The 17,231-nt window shown below is 42.9% G+C and carries 20 protein-coding genes; 18 read left to right on the forward strand and 2 right to left on the reverse strand.

Annotated features, from left to right (window positions below; all coding sequences use genetic code 11):
• Positions 1 to 3: 3 nt before the first annotated feature.
• Genes C1G53_RS02000 through C1G53_RS02010 form a run of 3 tightly spaced genes read left to right on the forward strand, consistent with a single transcriptional unit; the run spans position 4 to position 1,577 of the window.
• Positions 4 to 549 carry an NUDIX hydrolase gene (locus C1G53_RS02000; RefSeq protein WP_105117470.1) on the forward strand — a complete coding sequence of 182 codons (546 nt, stop codon included), beginning with the start codon at positions 4 to 6 and terminating at the stop codon, positions 547 to 549.
• A 9-nt stretch (positions 550 to 558) separates the two neighbouring features.
• Positions 559 to 879, forward strand: coding sequence for a cell wall synthase accessory phosphoprotein MacP (macP, locus tag C1G53_RS02005; protein WP_105117471.1), 321 nt, complete (start codon positions 559 to 561; stop codon positions 877 to 879).
• Between the two features lie 8 nt (positions 880 to 887).
• Entirely contained in the window at positions 888 to 1,577 is a 690-nt protein-coding gene (locus tag C1G53_RS02010; protein WP_105117472.1) for a 5'-methylthioadenosine/adenosylhomocysteine nucleosidase, read from the forward strand.
• A gap of 53 nt (positions 1,578 to 1,630) precedes the next feature.
• Here the strand turns inward: C1G53_RS02010 and rlmD are convergent, their stop codons facing one another.
• Positions 1,631 to 2,983, reverse strand: a complete 1,353-nt coding sequence (gene rlmD / locus C1G53_RS02015; protein WP_105117473.1) for a 23S rRNA (uracil(1939)-C(5))-methyltransferase RlmD — start codon at positions 2,981 to 2,983, stop codon at positions 1,631 to 1,633.
• A gap of 37 nt (positions 2,984 to 3,020) precedes the next feature.
• Here rlmD and recX point away from each other — a divergent pair, with 37 nt between their 5' ends.
• The 4 genes from recX (at position 3,021) to C1G53_RS02035 (ending at position 5,642) form a co-directional block, all read left to right on the forward strand.
• Complete coding sequence (gene recX, locus C1G53_RS02020) at positions 3,021 to 3,797, forward strand: recombination regulator RecX (protein ID WP_105117474.1); 777 nt, start codon at positions 3,021 to 3,023, stop codon at positions 3,795 to 3,797.
• A 77-nt stretch (positions 3,798 to 3,874) separates the two neighbouring features.
• Positions 3,875 to 4,408, forward strand: coding sequence for a DUF402 domain-containing protein (locus tag C1G53_RS02025; protein WP_105117475.1), 534 nt, complete (start codon positions 3,875 to 3,877; stop codon positions 4,406 to 4,408).
• A 56-nt stretch (positions 4,409 to 4,464) separates the two neighbouring features.
• Complete coding sequence (locus C1G53_RS02030) at positions 4,465 to 4,782, forward strand: DUF960 domain-containing protein (RefSeq protein WP_105117476.1); 318 nt, start codon at positions 4,465 to 4,467, stop codon at positions 4,780 to 4,782.
• 134 nt (positions 4,783 to 4,916) lie between these two features.
• Positions 4,917 to 5,642 carry a GntR family transcriptional regulator gene (locus tag C1G53_RS02035; protein WP_105117477.1) on the forward strand — a complete coding sequence of 242 codons (726 nt, stop codon included), beginning with the start codon at positions 4,917 to 4,919 and terminating at the stop codon, positions 5,640 to 5,642.
• Positions 5,643 to 5,679: 37 nt separating this feature from the next.
• Here the strand turns inward: C1G53_RS02035 and C1G53_RS02040 are convergent, their stop codons facing one another.
• Positions 5,680 to 6,390 carry a GntR family transcriptional regulator gene (locus C1G53_RS02040; protein ID WP_105117478.1) on the reverse strand — a complete coding sequence of 237 codons (711 nt, stop codon included), beginning with the start codon at positions 6,388 to 6,390 and terminating at the stop codon, positions 5,680 to 5,682.
• Between the two features lie 220 nt (positions 6,391 to 6,610).
• Between C1G53_RS02040 and C1G53_RS02045 the strand changes: the two genes are divergently transcribed.
• The 11 genes from C1G53_RS02045 (at position 6,611) to C1G53_RS02095 (ending at position 17,203) form a co-directional block, all read left to right on the forward strand.
• Entirely contained in the window at positions 6,611 to 8,383 is a 1,773-nt protein-coding gene (locus C1G53_RS02045) for a glycoside hydrolase family 35 protein (RefSeq protein ID WP_105117479.1), read from the forward strand.
• 55 nt (positions 8,384 to 8,438) lie between these two features.
• Complete coding sequence (locus C1G53_RS02050; RefSeq protein WP_105117480.1) at positions 8,439 to 8,924, forward strand: PTS system mannose/fructose/N-acetylgalactosamine-transporter subunit IIB; 486 nt, start codon at positions 8,439 to 8,441, stop codon at positions 8,922 to 8,924.
• Between the two features lie 39 nt (positions 8,925 to 8,963).
• Entirely contained in the window at positions 8,964 to 9,860 is an 897-nt protein-coding gene (locus C1G53_RS02055) for a PTS mannose/fructose/sorbose/N-acetylgalactosamine transporter subunit IIC (RefSeq protein WP_161941357.1), read from the forward strand.
• The gene (locus tag C1G53_RS02060) at positions 9,847 to 10,662 is read left to right on the forward strand and encodes a PTS system mannose/fructose/sorbose family transporter subunit IID (RefSeq protein ID WP_105113637.1); all 816 of its coding nucleotides are present in this window, start codon (positions 9,847 to 9,849) and stop codon (positions 10,660 to 10,662) included. Before C1G53_RS02055 ends, C1G53_RS02060 begins: the two co-directional genes overlap by 14 nt.
• Before the next feature lie 4 nt (positions 10,663 to 10,666).
• Positions 10,667 to 11,068: a PTS sugar transporter subunit IIA gene (locus C1G53_RS02065; protein WP_105117482.1), complete on the forward strand. Its 402-nt coding sequence runs from the start codon at positions 10,667 to 10,669 to the stop codon at positions 11,066 to 11,068.
• A 148-nt stretch (positions 11,069 to 11,216) separates the two neighbouring features.
• A complete protein-coding gene (locus C1G53_RS02070; protein ID WP_105117483.1) occupies positions 11,217 to 12,218 on the forward strand; it encodes an aldose epimerase family protein in 1,002 nt (333 codons plus the stop codon).
• Positions 12,219 to 12,325: 107 nt separating this feature from the next.
• Positions 12,326 to 12,580: a DUF1912 family protein gene (locus C1G53_RS02075; protein WP_105117484.1), complete on the forward strand. Its 255-nt coding sequence runs from the start codon at positions 12,326 to 12,328 to the stop codon at positions 12,578 to 12,580.
• 16 nt (positions 12,581 to 12,596) lie between these two features.
• The gene (locus C1G53_RS02080; protein WP_105117552.1) at positions 12,597 to 12,983 is read left to right on the forward strand and encodes a helix-hairpin-helix domain-containing protein; all 387 of its coding nucleotides are present in this window, start codon (positions 12,597 to 12,599) and stop codon (positions 12,981 to 12,983) included.
• 240 nt (positions 12,984 to 13,223) lie between these two features.
• On the forward strand, positions 13,224 to 13,628 hold the full coding sequence (locus C1G53_RS02085) for a VOC family protein (protein ID WP_105117485.1): 405 nt from the start codon (positions 13,224 to 13,226) through the stop codon (positions 13,626 to 13,628).
• A complete protein-coding gene (locus C1G53_RS02090) occupies positions 13,625 to 14,533 on the forward strand; it encodes a DUF5655 domain-containing protein (protein WP_044667920.1) in 909 nt (302 codons plus the stop codon). Before C1G53_RS02085 ends, C1G53_RS02090 begins: the two co-directional genes overlap by 4 nt.
• A gap of 18 nt (positions 14,534 to 14,551) precedes the next feature.
• Complete coding sequence (locus C1G53_RS02095) at positions 14,552 to 17,203, forward strand: valine--tRNA ligase (RefSeq protein WP_105117486.1); 2,652 nt, start codon at positions 14,552 to 14,554, stop codon at positions 17,201 to 17,203.
• Positions 17,204 to 17,231: the final 28 nt, after the last annotated feature.

Below are 17,231 nucleotides of genomic sequence, written 5' to 3' on the forward strand. Positions count from 1 at the left end.
ATTATGAATTTTGAAGAAAAAACCATCAACCGTACTGAGATTTTCAAGGGTCATATCTTTGATGTTGTTGTCGATGATGTGGCTTTGCCAAATGGTGGGACTGGTAAGCGTGAACTGATTTTCCACAAGGGGGCGGTCTGTGTCTTAGCAGTCACTCCTGAAGGTAAAATGATTTTGGTCAAACAATACCGCAAGGCTATCGAGCGGGCTATCTATGAAATTCCAGCAGGAAAGTTGGAACTAGGCGAAGAAGATACGCTTGAAGATGCAGCCCTGCGTGAATTGGAAGAAGAAACAGGCTATACCAGTGACAAGCTGACCTTGTTGGCAGATTTTTACTCTGCTATCGGTTTTTGTAATGAGCGTATTCGCCTCTATTTAGCTGATAACTTGGTTAAAGTGGAAAACCCTCGTCCCATGGATGAGGACGAGGTCATTGAACTGTCTTATGTAACCCTAGAAGAAGCCTTGGACTTGGTCGCAAGTGGGGATATTTGTGATGCCAAGACCATCATGGCGGTTCAATATTTACAACTCATGAGAAAGTAGGAGATGACAGTGGGCAAGCCCTTGTTAACGGATGACATACTAAAACGAGTGAAAAAAATGCAGGAGGCTGATACAGATGAACGCTTTGGACATTTTAGTCCCAAGCAAACGGTATCCATGGATGAAAAAATTTTTGAGCCCATTTTAGATGAAGACTACCAAGGCTACGAGGAAGGACAGACCATCCGTATCCCTGTCAAACCATCGGTGGTCAAAAGTCGTAGAATTGAAACCATCAAACGCGAAGAATTTCGGGGAAAAGTCAACAAAATTCTCTTCTGGGTCATCGTATTATTGATTATCTTTATTATTGCAGTTTTATTTATTTAGGAGAAAAGATGAAGTTTGGAATTATTGCTGCCATGCCCCAGGAGCTGAAGATTTTGGTCGAGCATCTCCAGGAAAAAGTAGAAGTAGCTGTCTTGGGACGGACCTATTACCAAGGTCGAATTGGCCAGCATGAAGTGGTTCTAGTCCAATCAGGCATTGGCAAGGTCATGTCAGCAATGTCTGTAGCCATCTTGGCTGACCGCTTTGCAGTGGACGCCATTGTCAATACAGGCTCAGCAGGGGCAGTAGCTGACGGGATCGCCATCGGTGATGTGGTGGTAGCTACTCACTTGGCCTACCACGATGTCGATGTGACGGCTTTTGGCTACGCCTATGGGCAAATGGCAGGGCAGGAATTGTATTATCCAGCAGACCAAGTCTTGTTAGAACAGTTAACAGGCGTTTTGGCAGAGCAGGAAATAAGTAGCCATCATGGACTGATTGTAACTGGTGACAGTTTTATCGCTGGTCAAGATAAGATCGCCAGCATAAAGGAACATTTCCCAGAAGTTCTGGCTGTGGAGATGGAAGGAGCGGCTATTGCCCAAGCGGCCGTTAATACAGGTAAACCCTTCTTAGTCATCCGTGCCATGAGTGATACAGCCCAAGGGGATGCCAATATCACCTTTGATGAATTTATTATCCAGGCAGGTGAACGGTCTGCCCAGACCCTGATTGCCTTTTTAGAACAAGCATAAAGCAAGCCTCGCAAGGCTTGCTTTTTTTCTATGCAATAAACCTTGTCAGCAGCTTACTTCCTACTCAACTTCACAACCGCCTCAGTTCGTGCGGTATGGGGAAACATATCAACGGATTGGATGTATTCAACCTTGTAGGCTTTGGTCAGCTCAACCAAATCTCTGGCTAGGGTCGAAACATTGCAGGATACATAGACCATCTTAGCAGGCTTGTATTCCAAAATCGTTTTGAGGAGTTTTTCGTCTAAGCCAGTCCGAGGGGGGTCTACCACCAGGGCGTCAGCCCGATAGCCATCCCTGTACCATTGGGGAATGATGTCCTCTGCCTTGCCTGCTTCGTAGTGGGTATTGGTCAGCCCCATCCGTTTGGCGTTGGCCTTAGCATCTTCGATGGCTTCAGGTATGATGTCCATCCCTCGAACAGACTTGACCTTTCTGGCAAAGGCAAAGCCAATGGTTCCCACACCACAGTAGGCATCAATCAAGTCTTCATCGCCAGAAATATCTAATGCTTTGACTGCCTCTCCGTAGAGAACTTCCGTTTGTTGGGGATTTAGTTGGTAGAATGCCCGAGGTGACAGGGAGAATTCATAATCCAAAACAGCCTCTTCGATGGCCTGTTTGCCCCAGAGAATCTCCGTTTTTTCTCCGTATATATCACTGGACTTCTGCCTATTCCAGTTTAGAGCAACAGTGACAATAGTAGGAAATTGCTTGGTTACTTCTTCAATGAGTTTGGTCAGATTGACCTGGCAGGAGGTGACAAAAATGACCTGCACCTGACCAGATTGACGAGCTCTGCGAACCATAACTGTACGAATGCCCTGCTCCTTACGCTCGTTGTAAATAGGGATACGGTGCTTGGTTAGGAGGTCAGCAATCCTATTGATAACCTTTTGGGTTTCCTTGTCTTGGACATAGCAGTCTGTAATACCAATCAGGCGATGGGAATTTTCAGCATAGAGGCCAGCCTTGACTTGACCCTTGAATGAACGGGTTTGAAACTGTAATTTAGCCCGATAATGACTTGGTTGATCCATTCCAATGGTTGGGTGAATGAGGTAATCCTCATAGCCTGCTGGCTTAAACTTTTTTAAGGCTTGTTGGAGCAGGTCTTGCTTGAAGTCCAGTTGCTTGTCATAACGAAGGTGCATGATTTGACAGCCACCACAGGCTTGATAAATGTCACAGCTTGGTTTGACCCGGAATTTTGATTCCTTGTTAATTTTCAGTAGCCTTGCTTCCACAAAATTACGTTTAACAGAGGTTACTTGACAATAGATTTCTTCCCCCTTGAGGGCACCCGGAACAAAGACTAGCGTTTTTTGATAAAAGCCAATACCTTCGCCATTGATACCCATTCGCTTGATTTTCAAGGGAATTCGTTGGTTTACTTGTAAATTCATATTATTATTTTACCGAAAATTCCTGTATAATGAAAGAATGAGAATTACAAAAATCGAAAAGAAAAAACGGCTCTATCTCTTAGAAGTTGAAGGACAGGAAAACACCTATATCACAGAAGATACCATTGTTCGCTTCATGCTCAGTAAGGACAAGGACATCACAGAAGAGGAATTTGGAGCCATTCGGGATTTTGCCCAATTTTCCTATGGGAAAAATTTAGCCCTGTATTTCATTTCCTTCAAGCAGAGAACTAAAAAAGAAGTATTGGAATATCTGCAAAAATATGAGATTGCAGGAGCCACTGCTCTAAAAATAGTTGCTAATTTGGAAGAAGATAGGTGGATTGACGATAAAGCCTATGTAGAAACCTATATCCGTCAGAATAGCTTGAATGGTGACAAGGGACCAGCTATGCTTCGGCAAAAATTGATGACCAAGGGAATTTCGAAATCAATAATTGAAGATGGACTGGCTGAGATTGATTTTTCAGATCTGGCTGAAAGGGTTGCAGAAAAGTTAAGTCGAAAGTATCAATCCAAGTTGCCCCTGCGAGCTTTACAGGATAAGTTGGTTCAGGGCTTGATGTCCAAGGGATTTTCCTATGAGCTTGCCAAACAGTGCCTTGCTCAATTAGACTTGACATCGGATGAAGAAAATGAAGCAGAGTTGATTGCCAAGGAGCTGGATAAGCAGTATCGGAAATACAGTCGAAAATATGAGGGATATGAGCTAAAACAACGTTTGACACAGGCTTTGGCCCGCAAAGGATTTGATTTTGATACTATAAAAACAGCCCTTCGTGAATATCTGTGAGAAAAATCTTCGCCTAGGTTGAAAAAATATGGTATAATAGTCGAGATAAATTGTAATAGTAGAAAGTTGGTAACAAAGTGAAATTACCAAAGGAAGGCGACTTTATTACTATTCAAAGTTATAAACATGACGGTGAAATTCATCGCACTTGGCGTGACACCATGGTATTAAAAACAACGGAAAATGCTGTTATTGGGGTCAATAACCACACCTTAGTGACTGAAAATGATGGCAGACGTTGGGTAACGAGAGAACCAGCAATCGTTTATTTTCATAAAAAATACTGGTTCAATATCATTGCTATGATCCGTGAAAACGGTGTTTCCTACTATTGTAACCTTGCTAGTCCTTATGTTCTAGACAACGAAGCCCTCAAGTACATCGACTACGACCTAGATGTCAAGGTCTTTGCTGATGGTGAGAAAAGGCTCTTGGATGTGGACGAATACGAGCGTCACCGCAAGGCTATGAAGTATTCTAGTGATATTGATTTTATTTTGAAGGAAAATGTCAAGATTCTGGTGGACTGGATCAACAATCAACGTGGTCCCTTCTCTCCAGCCTATGTTAATATCTGGTACAAACGCTATTTAGAACTGCGAAGTAGATAAAGTTAGAAAAGAAAATCCTGTTTTACAGGTTTTTTTCTTACCATAAAGGAGGAAAGATGGCTTTTGATCAAACAAATGGACGGTACGCAAGTTTTGGTGTTGTCACCTCATTGCCAGGAGAGGTCATTGACAGTTTTTGGTATTTTATTGATAACTACTTAAAAGGAGTTATTCCCTTAAAAAGTGTCTTGCGTTTTTCCATCAAAAATAGAAAGGGAAAGGTGACACTTGTGTTTTCTCAAGAGGGCTATAGGAATGCCATTGCTTTGGATTTGAACAGTCGCTTCGATCCTTTTTATCCGTCAACGATTTTGGTGATGGATAAGCAGGGCAAGGAAACCATTACCCTGCCAGATGAAGTGACCCTCCTATAATCATCTTCCATTTTCGCTTCTTGCTCAGCTCTTTTTCATTTGGAATCAATCAAATCACAATAACATCTTGTTAATATAGTGAATTTAGTGTAAAATAATGGTGAGAGATTGTGCTGATTCGAAAGGAGGATGCTATGAGTGGTCAAGTTGATGACAAACCCCTTTATTTGCAGTTGGTCGATGAACTAGAAGTAGCTATTCGTGAGAGAATGGCGCCAAATGATAAATTGCTTTCAGAGCGGGAACTGACACAGGTACATGGGGTCAGTCGCATTACCGTTCGCCTAGCCTTGCAGGAGTTGGAAAAGCGCGGCTTAGTTTATAGGAAACATGGCAAGGGAACCTATGTTTCAGAAATTTTGGATAATGCTGTTGATTTATCCCAGTCCTACAGTTTCACAGACCAGATGAGAAAGATTGGTAAGGAACCCCGAACTTCAATTCTGTCTTTTCAGACTGTTCCAGCTACTGATTATCTTGCTCAACATCTACAGTTGCGTAAGGGTGAAGAGGTTTTTGAAATAGAACGCCTTCGTCTGGCTGATGAGATCCCAATGATGCTAGAGAGGACCTATGTTCCTGCCTCTCTATTTCCGAGTTTATCTGCGGATAGAATGATGGAGTTACCCTTGTATGAATTGTTTTTAGAAGATTATGACCAAACCATCCGTTTGGCAGAAGAAGAATTTTATGCAAGTATTTCTTTGGATAATGAAGCAAAGATGTTAAGTATTCCTAACAACAGTCCAGTTCTTCATTTGGTGAGAAAAACCTACAATGATAAAAATAGGATAATTGAGTTTACACTGAGTATTGCTAGAGCGGATCAGTTTCGTTATAAGATTATTCATCAGAAATAGAAAAAAACGCAGATGGTTAAGTCTGCGTTTTTTGCATTTAACGGTGGTTAGCCATGATTTCAAATTTGTAGTATTTCCAGTGCTTGTAGGTTTCAGTATATTCCATAATTTCACCACTTGCGCTGTGAGTGGTTGTTTTATTTTGAAGAACTGCAGGTTCTGTTGCTTTTAAATTTAAATGTTTTGAAACGTCTTTTGGACAAGGGCTAACAATTTCATTTGTTTCAACAAACGGTTCCTCAGACATATGGATATTGTAGTCCAATTTGAAGCGTTGGTAGATAGACTGATAATGTTCTAGTGGAGCATCCGGATTTTGAATATATCGTTGAGGGATATAGGAATTGTGGAAGATATAGGGTGTATTTTCTGCTGAACGCACACGAACAATCTTATAGTAGAAATCATTCTTATCCAGATTGAGTTTTTCTAGAATGTCAGGATCATTGCCTTTTTCACAAGAGAGCACGACAACGGTATCCTTATCCATTGAGAAAACTTCAATATCGGAGAATTCTACCAAGCGTCCTTTACGGGAACGGGAAACGAAGGTTCCTTTGCCCTGTTGACGAACCAGGTAGCCATCCTTAACCAATTCATTCACAGCACGGATAACCGTAATAGAGCTAACGTTAAATAGTTTTGTCAATTCAGATTCAGTGTAAAATTTATCGCCATTTTCAAATTTACCAGAGATAATCTGTTGACGTAAGTCATTTTGTATCAGTTGGTACTTAGGTACTTTCATATTTATTACTTCCTTTCCATGTTTTATTATACTAAATGAATTTTGAAAAATCAAAATATACAGCTGGAAACCCTAAAAAAATCCCTGTAATCCTTTTCCCTATCCTATATTTTTCAAAAAGAATAAAATATTTCAAAAAAATTTCAAAAAAGTAGTGGACATAACCAGTAAAAAGTGTTATTATATTAACAGAAAGGTATATAATTATAAAGGTGACGAGATGACAGAGTTCTATATAAAAGATCAAATTTACTTAGATCATCAACCCTTTAAAATTCTATCGGGGGCCATCCATTATTTCCGAGTGCATCCTGATGACTGGTACCATTCCTTGTATAACTTAAAAGCTTTAGGTTTTAATACGGTTGAAACCTATGTTCCTTGGAATATGCACGAACCTAAAAAAGGGGAGTTTTGCTATGAAGGGATACTGGATCTGGAGCGCTTCTTACAGCTGGCGCAGGATTTGGGGCTTTATGCTATCGTTCGTCCTTCCCCATATATTTGTGCTGAGTGGGAATGGGGAGGTCTCCCCGCTTGGCTGATGCAGGAGGAGCTGAGGGTTCGTTCTCATGATGAACGCTACCTAAGGCACTTAGATGAATATTACGCTTCTCTTCTTCCTAAATTAGCCAAGTTCCAACTCGCACAAGGTGGCAATATCCTTATGTTCCAGGTAGAGAACGAATATGGTTCCTATGGTGAGGATAAGGAATATCTAAGGGCTGTAGCAGGTCTAATGAGGAAGTATGGCTTGACAGCTCCGCTCTTCACTTCTGATGGTGCATGGCGGGCAACGCTTCGAGCAGGGACCTTGATAGAAGACGACATCTTTGTGACAGGTAACTTTGGTTCGAGAGCTAGAGAAAACTTTGCAAACATGCAGGCCTTCTTTAATGAATATGGCAAGGAATGGCCTTACATGTGTATGGAGTTCTGGGATGGTTGGTTTAACCGCTGGGGTGATGAAGTTATTCGTCGCGATCCAGATGAGATGGTTGACGCTGTTATGGAATGTATTGAATTAGGTTCGATTAACCTCTATATGTTCCACGGAGGAACCAACTTTGGCTTCATGAATGGTTGCTCGGCTCGGGGTCAGATTGATTTGCCACAGGTGACTTCTTATGACTATGATGCGATTTTAGATGAGGCTGGTAATCCAACTAAGAAATTCTATGCCTTACAAAAACGTATGAAAGAAGCCTATCCTGATTTGTCCTATGCGGAGCCACTGGTTAAGGAAGCCAAGGCTTATCCAGCAGTAGACTTAAAGGACAAGGTTGGTCTATTTTCTACAGCAGAAAATGTAAGCGATTACTCATCTAGCTTCTATCCAAAAAATATGGAAGAGTTGGGTCAATCGACAGGCTATATTCTTTATAAAACACGGATAGAACGTGATAAGGATGAGGCAGAGCGACTTCGTGTCATTGATGCTCGAGATCGTATTCAGGTCTATGCCGATGGTCGCTTGGTTACAACCCAGTATCAGACAGAAATTGGTGAAGATATTGAATTAGAGTTCCAGTCTAACCAGGTTGAACTAGCAGTGTTAGTTGAAAACATGGGACGAGTCAATTACGGTCATAAATTGACTGCACCTACACAATCCAAAGGTTTGGGTCGTGGTGCCATAGCAGATTTGCACTATATCAGTAATTGGGATATGTACCCATTGCCACTGGATGATATTTCTGGACTAGACTTCACAAAAGGGTGGCAGGAGGGGCAACCAGCCTTCTATCGCTACCAGTTTGAACTAGAAGACCTGGCAGACACTTACTTGGACATGACAGGTTTTGGTAAGGGTGTTGTATTTGTTAACAATGTAAATATCGGACGTTTCTGGGAAAAAGGTCCAATCCTCTATCTCTATATTCCAAAAGGATACTTAAAGAAAGGAGTTAATGAAATAGTCGTTTTTGAAACGGAAGGACAATATAGAGAGAAGATTAGCTTTTCACAGGAACCCGTTTATAAAGAAGTATAGGTACTCCCTTGAGAGTGTCTAACAGAAAGATTTATGAAGAAAAGGAGAACATTGTATGGCAATTATTGCTACACGTATTGATGGTCGTTTGATCCACGGTCAGGTTGCTAACCTTTGGACGACTAAATTAAATATTAGTCGGATCATGGTTATCGATGATGCGGTTGCTCAAAACGACATTGAGAAACAAGGTTTGAAATTAGCCTGCCCACCGGGGGTAAAATTATCTATTTTGCCAATCGAAAAAGCAGCTAATAACATCAAGGAAGGCAAATATGATGCGCAACGTTTGTTGATTGTTGCCCGTCGTCCTGAAAACTTCCTCCGCTTGGTTGAATATGGTGTAGAACTTGCTGAATTGAACGTCGGCAATATGTCACAATCACCAGAAACTCGCTCTGTTACTCGCTCTATTAACGTTGTAGACAAGGACATTGCGGACTTTGATGCCTTGGTTGCTAAGGGAGTGAAATTGATCGCTCAAATGGTACCAGGCGACACGCCAAAAGACTTTATGCCACTCTTGGATAAGGTCAGATAAACTTCGGATATTTTTGAAAAATTTTAAAGGAGGTTCACTATTATGCAATGGTGGCAAATATTACTTCTAACGCTCTACTCTGCTTATCAGATTTGTGATGAGTTGACAATTGTATCGTCAGCTGGTTCTCCAGTCTTCGCAGGGTTCATCTCTGGTTTGATCATGGGTGACATGGCAACTGGTTTGACCATTGGAGCAGCTCTTCAATTGATGGTACTTGGTGTAGGTACTTTCGGTGGTGCATCTCGTATCGACGCAACTTCTGGTGCGGTTCTTGCGACAGCTTTCTCAGTTTCACAAGGTATTGACCCAGAACTTGCCGTATCTACTATCGCAGTACCTGTAGCAGCACTTCTTGTTTATACAGATATTGCTGGTCGTTTCTCAACTACGTTCTTTGCACACCGCGTAGATGCTGCGGTTGAAAAATTTGACTATGCAGCAATCGAACGCAACTACCTTCTTGGAGCTATTCCATGGGCAGCATCTCGTGCACTTCCTGTTTTCCTTGCCCTTGCATTCGGTGGTGAGTTTGTAAACACAATGGTTACTACTATCCAAGAATATCAATGGATTGCAGATGGTTTAACACTTGCTGCTCGTATGCTTCCAGGTCTTGGATTTGCAATCTTGCTCCACTACCTTCCACTTAAACGTAACCTTCACTACTTGGCAGTTGGTTTTGCCCTTACAGCTATGTTGACTGTTCTTTACGGTAACGTATCAGCTTTGGGTGGTGCTGTTGCTGGTATCGTTGGCACTCTTCCTGAAGATGCAGGTATCGCTTTTGTGAACAACTTCAAAGGCTTGTCAATGATCGGTATCGCTATTGTGGGTGCTTTCCTTTCAGTGCTTCACTTCAAAAATAGCCAAAAAGTAGCAGTGGTTGCTCCATCAGTTTCAGAAAGTGGGGAAATTGAAGATGACGAAATCTAATTACAAACTAACAAAAGAAGATTTTAATCAAATCAACAAACGTAGCTTGTTCACTTATCAGTTAGGTTGGAACTATGAGCGGATGCAGGGTTCTGGTTACCTCTACATGATTTTGCCACAGCTTCGTAAAATGTATGGAGATGGTACTCCTGAATTGAAGGAAATGATGAAATTGCATACTCAATTCTTCAACACTTCTCCATTCTTCCATACCATCATTACTGGTATTGACTTGGCGCTTGAAGAAAGCGACGGTGTAGCTTCTAAGGATGCAGTTAACGGTATTAAGACAGCCTTGATGGGACCATTTGCTCCAATCGGTGACTCTATCTTTGGTTCCCTTGTACCAGCTATCATGGGTACTGTAGCAGCGACTATGGCTAAAGAAGGAACTCCAGCAGGTATCTTCCTTTGGGTAGCTGTAGCAGTAGCTTATGACATCTTCCGTTGGAAACAGTTGGAAATTGCCTATAAAGAAGGTACTAAACTCATCACAACTATGCGTGATAAGTTGACAGCTCTTGTAGATGCTGCTTCTGTAATGGGTGTCTTCATGATGGGTGCCTTGATTGCAACTATGATTAACTTTGAAGTATCATGGGCTCCAAGTGTTGGTGAAAAAGTGATTGATGTACAAGACTTGCTCAACACTATCTTCCCTCGTTTGGTACCAGCTATCTTCACAGGCTTTGTCTTCTGGTTGCTAGGACGCAAAGGTATGACTTCTACTAAGGCTATCTTGATTATCATCGTTCTTGCAGTAACGCTTTCAGCAATCGGTAAGTTTGTCTTTGGCATGTAAGCGTATGGGTAAGAGTTTAATTTTAGTAAGTCATGGGATTTTCTGTGAAGAATTGAAGAAATCTACTGAGATGATTATGGGTCCTCAGGAGGATATCTATACAGTAGCTCTTTTACCAGAAGAAGGTCCAGAAGACTTCCAGAAGAAATTTGAAGAAACAGTTGCTAATTTAGATGACTTTGTTGTATTCGCTGACTTGTTGGGCGGTACACCAGCCAACGTTGTTTCCCGTAAATTGATTGACGGTGGGCAGTTTGACCTCTATGCAGGTATGAACATGCCTATGGTGATTGGTTTCTTGAACGGCGTCTTGCTCGGTGAAGCCGTAGACTATGTGGAATTTGGTACAAGCAACCTCGTCCATGTCAATAGCCTACTAACAAGCGATGACGATGATGAGGAATAAACTAGTTCGGTGGACTAGTTTAGCCCGAGCCTAGAAATGGGTTTCTCATTCCAGTTTTCTGACTAGTCATCTATATGATGAGGCTTTAAGTATCCTGAGGGGAAGCAAGTTGATTGCCTCCCCTCATTTGATGTTGTGAGGAAAAGCAATGATTGACGTAAAAGATTTTGGTGAAAAAGCGAAGCTCTATTGCTTAAAAAATAAAAATGGCATGCAGGTTACTCTGACTGATTTTGGTGCCAGAGTGGTGGAAGTTCTCTTGCCGGTAGAAGAAAATGGTGGTTTACGGAATGTCAGTTTGGCTGCCAAGTCGGATGATGATTACCGTAAGACAGATTTGTACCCTGGTTCAAGCATTGTCCCAGTAGCGGGGCGTATTTCAGGTGCTCAGGCTGAGATAAAGGGAACCAGATATCAGTTCACAGAAAATGAACCTAGCAGAACCTTGCATGGTGGGATTGACACGGCAAATGAACAGTACTGGGATGTCCTTCTAGACCATGAGAAAAATCAAGTGACCTTTGGCATTGTCCTAAAAGATGGTTTCAATGGTTTTCCAGGAGATGTGAGGGTTGAGGCTATTTATGGTCTAACAGACCAGAACGAGTTGACGGTGGATTATCGAGCGGTGTCTAGCAAAGACACGATTTTCAATCCGACCAATCACATCTATTTCAACTTATCGGGGGATTTTCAGCAGTCAGTAGCAGACCATGAAATTCGGATTGAGGCAAATCGCTATGCTCCGCTTGGTGAGGATAATCTGCCAACAAGTGTCTTAGAGGATGTAACGGGAACACCGTTTGACTTTAGAGAGGGAGCAAGATTTGCTCAGGGCTTTGACAGCCAGCACCCTCAGAATATCCTTGTGAAAGGTTACGACCATCCATGGCTTTTGGAGCAGGTGGAGGTTCCAGTTGAAGTTAGTAGCCCAGATGGGAAAATAAGTCTGCGCGTGCGAACCAATCAGCCATCAGTAGTCATCTACACTTACAATTATCCTGTTGAAGCTTTGGCTGCCTACCATGGTGCCTTTAGCTTGGAATGCCAGGCTCTGCCAAATGCTTGCAACCTAGATGGCTTTGGCTCCATTTTGCTGGAAAAAGATGAGGAATTTTTATCTCAGACTGTTTATCAATTTTCATGGTAAGAATGAGAAGCTCTACCTGCTAGACAGATAGGGCTTCTTGTCTTTTTTGGAAAATGTGGTATAATAAATCGGTGTGTTTCGATTGAAGCAGACGAAAGAGGAAAATAATGACAAAAGAACAAGAATTTTTAAAGGAATTTGAAGCTTGGGTCAATACTCAGGTCATGGTAAACGAGATGGCGGTAGAAGAAAGCCGTCGTGTATTGGAAGAGGATAAGGATGAGCGTGCGGCGGATGCCTACATCCGTTACGAAAGTAAGCTAGATGCTTATCGTTTTATCCAGGGGAAATTTGCCAACTATCATGCTGGCAAGAGCTTCCATGATTTACCAGATGACTTATTTGGCCAAAGACATTATTAAAGAGAGGATAGAAATCTTGGCAAAGAAAAATGTAAATCGTAAAAAACTATTGAAAAAACAGTTGGCAGACTTGAAACGTGCAGGGCGTGTGGGGGTTGCTACAGCGCGTGAGGCTGTTGAAACTGTAGTTGAAAAGGCTGAAGCTGCAGTAGAGCATGCTGTGGAACAAGTGAATGAAGTTGTAGCAGAGGTGACTTCTTCAGCGACTTCATTGGAAGCCTTTATGGCACTTCCTGACTTGGAAGGTATTGCGGCAGCACGTTTGGAAACCTTCTACCAAGCAGGTATTCAATCTGTGGCTGATTTTGCAAACCATACAGAAAAAGAGCTCTTGGCTCTTAAAGGCATCGGTCCTGCAACTATCAAGCAGTTGAAAGAAAAAGGGATTGACTTGAAAGCTTAAATCCCTTGCTTTTTAAGGTGCAATTTGTTACAATAAAGCCATTCAGAGGTGTTTTGAGCCCCATTTGTCACAGGAAGCGGTGGTACTGAGAAATCCGCACAAATGTCAAAACTGGTTGCTGATGATGTGAATCGAATAAGCAAAGTGCAGATAATGTATCTGAACAAGGGTGGTACCGCGGAATAACTTCGTCCCTGTCTAGAAAGTCTAGGCAGGGATTTTCATTTGGAAAGGAGAAATATGCTACATCATGTTGAAATTTACGTTTCTGACTTGGAAACTTCGCGTGCATTTTACGACTTTCTCCTGACCAAGCTGGGCTACTCGCTCTATCAGGAGTGGGAGGAAGGGCTATCTTATAAAAAAGAAGAGCAGTACCTGGTCTTTGTCCAAACGCCAGAGGATTTCCTAGAGGCAGGCTATCACCGTTGCCGTACGGGGCTCAATCATCTAGCCTTTCATGCGGGAACACCTGATGATATTGACCAATGGCGGAAGGAATTTTTGACCAGACGAGTCAAACTTCTCTACGACGACCGCTATCCCCATGCAGGAGGACCAGCCCACTACGCCCTCTATTTGGAAGATCCCGATGGGATTAAGATAGAGTTGGTGGGGGAATTTGAAAGGCGAGGTTTGCGATGAATCTTTTTAAGTTAAATGGGAATGAATTGTATCATTTAAAAGATCAAGCATTTAAGCTAGAGCGCGATTTACAACGCTTATTTGAGCGTCATCTAACTCAGTTAACTGGCTTAGAATTTATTGCTTCGGAGTTTTCTATTCAGAATCAGCGCTTAGATACACTTGCCTTTGATCAAGAAACAAATGCCTTTGTTATTATTGAGTACAAGCGTAGCGCCAACCAAAGCGTTTTAGATCAAGGTGTGTCTTATTTGAATACTTTGTTGAAATACAAGGCAGATTTCATTTTGGAGTATCAAGAACGAACAGGGAAGTTGCTAAATAAATCACAGGTAGACTGGTCCCAAAGTAAGGTGGCTTTTGTTTCTCCTAATTTTACTTCCTTTCAAAAACAGGCTGTTGACTTCAAAGATTTGAATATCGAGCTTTGGGAGGTTAGGAAATTTGAAAATGATGTACTATTTGTGAATGGTATTAAAAAATCGAAGAATGCCCCGAGTATTAAGGCATCAGTTTCTAAAGAGCAATCGGATCTGTCCCTTGTTGCCCAGGAGCTAAAAACCTATTCTGAAGAAGATTTATTACTCAAAAAATCGGACGATATTGTAGAGTTGTATGACAGCTTTAAACAAGCTATTTTTCAATTGATACCGGATTGTGAGTTAATTCCTACTAAGTATTATATTGCTTTTAAGAAGGATGGTCATAATATTGTTGATATTGAAATTCAAAACAAGCAGTTAAAACTGTTCATAAATGCCCGAATTGGTCAATTGGATGATCCAAAACAATTAACCAGAGATGTTTCAAATATCGGTCATTTTGGAAATGGGGATTACGAGCTGAAGGTTAAGACGACAGACAATTTAGAGTATATCATGAGTTTGATTAAGCAAGTTTTATAAATGTGGAAAGGACAAAATATGTCAAAAGAATTATCACCAAAATACAATCCAGCCGAGGTTGAGGCTGGTCGTTACCAGACTTGGTTGGACCAAGATGTCTTTAAGCCGTCAGGCGATGCGGAGTCCAAGCCCTATTCAATCGTCATTCCGCCGCCAAATGTAACAGGTAAGTTGCACTTAGGACACGCTTGGGATACAACCCTTCAAGATATTATCATCCGTCAGAAGCGTATGCAGGGCTTTGACACTCTCTGGCTTCCAGGTATGGACCATGCGGGGATTGCCACACAGGCTAAGGTTGAGGAGCGCTTGCGTGAGCAAGGCGTGACCCGTTATGACTTGGGTCGTGAAAAATTCCTTGAAAAAGTCTGGGAATGGAAGGATGAGTATGCAGCGACCATTCGTGAGCAATGGGGCAAGTTGGGTCTGTCTTTGGACTACCAACGTGACCGCTTTACGCTGGACGAAGGCTTGTCAAAAGCCGTTCGCAAGGTCTTTGTGGAACTCTACAAAAAAGGCTGGATCTACCGTGGCGAATTTATCATCAACTGGGACCCAGCGGCTCGCACAGCTCTTTCTGATATCGAAGTTATTCACAAAGATGTCGAAGGTGCCTTCTACCACATGAATTACATGTTGGAAGACGGCTCTCGTGCCCTTCAAGTTGCGACAACTCGTCCTGAAACCATGTTCGGTGACGTTGCGGCTGCGGTTAACCCAGAAGACCCACGTTATAAGGACTTGATTGGCAAAAACGTTATCCTGCCAATCGTTAACAAGTTAATTCCAATCGTTGCGGATGAACACGCAGACCCAGAATTTGGTACAGGGGTTGTGAAAATAACACCTGCCCACGATCCAAATGACTTCCTCGTTGGACAACGCCACAATTTGCCACAAGTCAACGTTATGAATGAAGACGGTACTATGAACGAGTTGGCGGGTGAATTTGCAGGTATGGACCGCTTTGAAGCTCGTAAGGCAACCGTTGCTAAGTTACAAGAACTGGGTGCACTTGTTGAAATCGAAAACCGTGTGCATTCCGTTGGACACTCTGAGCGTACTGGTGTGGTAGTCGAGCCACGCTTGTCAACTCAATGGTTTGTTAAAATGGACCAATTGGCGAAGAATGCCATTGCCAACCAAGACACAGCTGACAAGGTAGAATTTTACCCACCACGTTTCAACGATACCTTCCTACAATGGATGGAAAATGTACATGACTGGGTTATCTCGCGTCAGCTTTGGTGGGGTCATCAGATTCCAGCATGGTATAACGAATCTGGCGAAATGTACGTCGGAGAAGAGGCACCAGCAGGTGACGGATGGGTACAGGATGAGGATGTCCTAGATACCTGGTTCAGCTCTGCCCTTTGGCCATTCTCAACTATGGGCTGGCCTGACGAAAACGCGACGGACTTCCAGCGTTACTTCCCGACCTCAACCTTGGTAACGGGCTACGACATCATCTTCTTCTGGGTGTCACGGATGATTTTCCAATCGCTTGAGTTCACCGGCCGTCAGCCCTTCAAGAACGTGCTGATCCACGGTTTGATCCGTGACGAAGAAGGTCGCAAGATGTCCAAGTCGCTCGGAAACGGGATTGACCCAATGGATGTCATCGAGAAATACGGTGCAGACGCTTTGCGTTGGTTCCTGTCAAACGGCTCTGCTCCTGGTCAGGATGTTCGCTTCTCTTATGAGAAGATGGACGCGTCTTGGAACTTTATCAACAAGATTTGGAACATTTCCCGCTACATCCTCATGAACAATGAAGGCTTGACCTTGGATGCGGCGCGTGAGAATGTAGCCAAAGTCGCAACTGGTGAGGCTGGTAACGTGACGGACCGCTGGATTCTCCACAACCTCAACGAAACCATTGCCAAGGTCACTGAAAACTTCGACAAGTTCGAGTTCGGTGTGGCTGGGCACATCCTCTACAACTTCATCTGGGAAGAGTTCGCCAACTGGTATGTGGAGCTGACCAAGGAAGTTCTTTACAGCGCCAACGAGGCCGAGAAAGTCATGACCCGCTCTGTCCTTCTCTACACGCTGGACCAAATCCTTCGCCTCCTCCACCCAATCATGCCGTTCGTGACGGAAGAGATCTTCGCTCAGTACGCAGAGGGCTCTATCGTGGTGGCAGCTTACCCTGTTGTCAACCCAGCCTTTGAAAATGCGGAAGCCCACAAGGGAGTGGAAAGCCTTAAGGATCTGATTCGTTCGGTGCGAAATAGCAGAGCAGAGGTCAATGTTGCGCCATCTAAGCCGATTACTATCTTGATTAAGACGGCAGATAGCGAGCTTGAAGCCTTCTTCAAGGCAAATGAAAACTATATCCGCCGCTTTACAAATCCAGAGCAGTTGGAAATCAGCTCAAGCATTGCCGCACCAGAATTAGCCATGTCAGCCGTTATCACCGGTGCTGAAATCTTCTTGCCACTCGCCGACCTCCTCAACGTCGAAGAAGAGTTGGCTCGACTAGACAAAGAATTGGCCAAATGGCAAAAAGAACTAGATATGGTCGGCAAAAAACTCAGCAACGAACGCTTCATCGCCAACGCCAAACCAGAAGTCGTTGAAAAAGAAAAAGAAAAACAAGCCGACTACCAAGCAAAATACGATGCGACAGTAGGGCGGATTGAAGAGATGAAGAAACTGGTTAAGTAGGTAGAATACAATCAAATGCCCAGCCTAA

It is taken from the genome of Streptococcus suis, assembly GCF_002960445.1.
GTDB lineage: Bacteria > Bacillota > Bacilli > Lactobacillales > Streptococcaceae > Streptococcus > Streptococcus hyiners.

Excerpts from the sequence above, each read along its gene's own strand:
- C1G53_RS02000 (WP_105117470.1), top strand. The coding sequence starts at position 4 with ATGAATTTTGAAGAAAAAACCATCAACCGTACTGAGATTTTCAAGGGT.
- C1G53_RS02010 (WP_105117472.1), top strand. The coding sequence starts at position 888 with ATGAAGTTTGGAATTATTGCTGCCATGCCCCAGGAGCTGAAGATTTTG.
- rlmD (WP_105117473.1), bottom strand. The coding sequence starts at position 2,983 with ATGAATTTACAAGTAAACCAACGAATTCCCTTGAAAATCAAGCGAATG.
- recX (WP_105117474.1), top strand. The coding sequence starts at position 3,021 with ATGAGAATTACAAAAATCGAAAAGAAAAAACGGCTCTATCTCTTAGAA.
- C1G53_RS02030 (WP_105117476.1), top strand. The coding sequence starts at position 4,465 with ATGGCTTTTGATCAAACAAATGGACGGTACGCAAGTTTTGGTGTTGTC.
- C1G53_RS02035 (WP_105117477.1), top strand. The coding sequence starts at position 4,917 with ATGAGTGGTCAAGTTGATGACAAACCCCTTTATTTGCAGTTGGTCGAT.
- C1G53_RS02040 (WP_105117478.1), bottom strand. The coding sequence starts at position 6,390 with ATGAAAGTACCTAAGTACCAACTGATACAAAATGACTTACGTCAACAG.
- C1G53_RS02045 (WP_105117479.1), top strand. The coding sequence starts at position 6,611 with ATGACAGAGTTCTATATAAAAGATCAAATTTACTTAGATCATCAACCC.
- C1G53_RS02050 (WP_105117480.1), top strand. The coding sequence starts at position 8,439 with ATGGCAATTATTGCTACACGTATTGATGGTCGTTTGATCCACGGTCAG.
- C1G53_RS02060 (WP_105113637.1), top strand. The coding sequence starts at position 9,847 with ATGACGAAATCTAATTACAAACTAACAAAAGAAGATTTTAATCAAATC.
- C1G53_RS02065 (WP_105117482.1), top strand. The coding sequence starts at position 10,667 with ATGGGTAAGAGTTTAATTTTAGTAAGTCATGGGATTTTCTGTGAAGAA.
- C1G53_RS02070 (WP_105117483.1), top strand. The coding sequence starts at position 11,217 with ATGATTGACGTAAAAGATTTTGGTGAAAAAGCGAAGCTCTATTGCTTA.
- C1G53_RS02075 (WP_105117484.1), top strand. The coding sequence starts at position 12,326 with ATGACAAAAGAACAAGAATTTTTAAAGGAATTTGAAGCTTGGGTCAAT.
- C1G53_RS02085 (WP_105117485.1), top strand. The coding sequence starts at position 13,224 with ATGCTACATCATGTTGAAATTTACGTTTCTGACTTGGAAACTTCGCGT.
- C1G53_RS02090 (WP_044667920.1), top strand. The coding sequence starts at position 13,625 with ATGAATCTTTTTAAGTTAAATGGGAATGAATTGTATCATTTAAAAGAT.
- C1G53_RS02095 (WP_105117486.1), top strand. The coding sequence starts at position 14,552 with ATGTCAAAAGAATTATCACCAAAATACAATCCAGCCGAGGTTGAGGCT.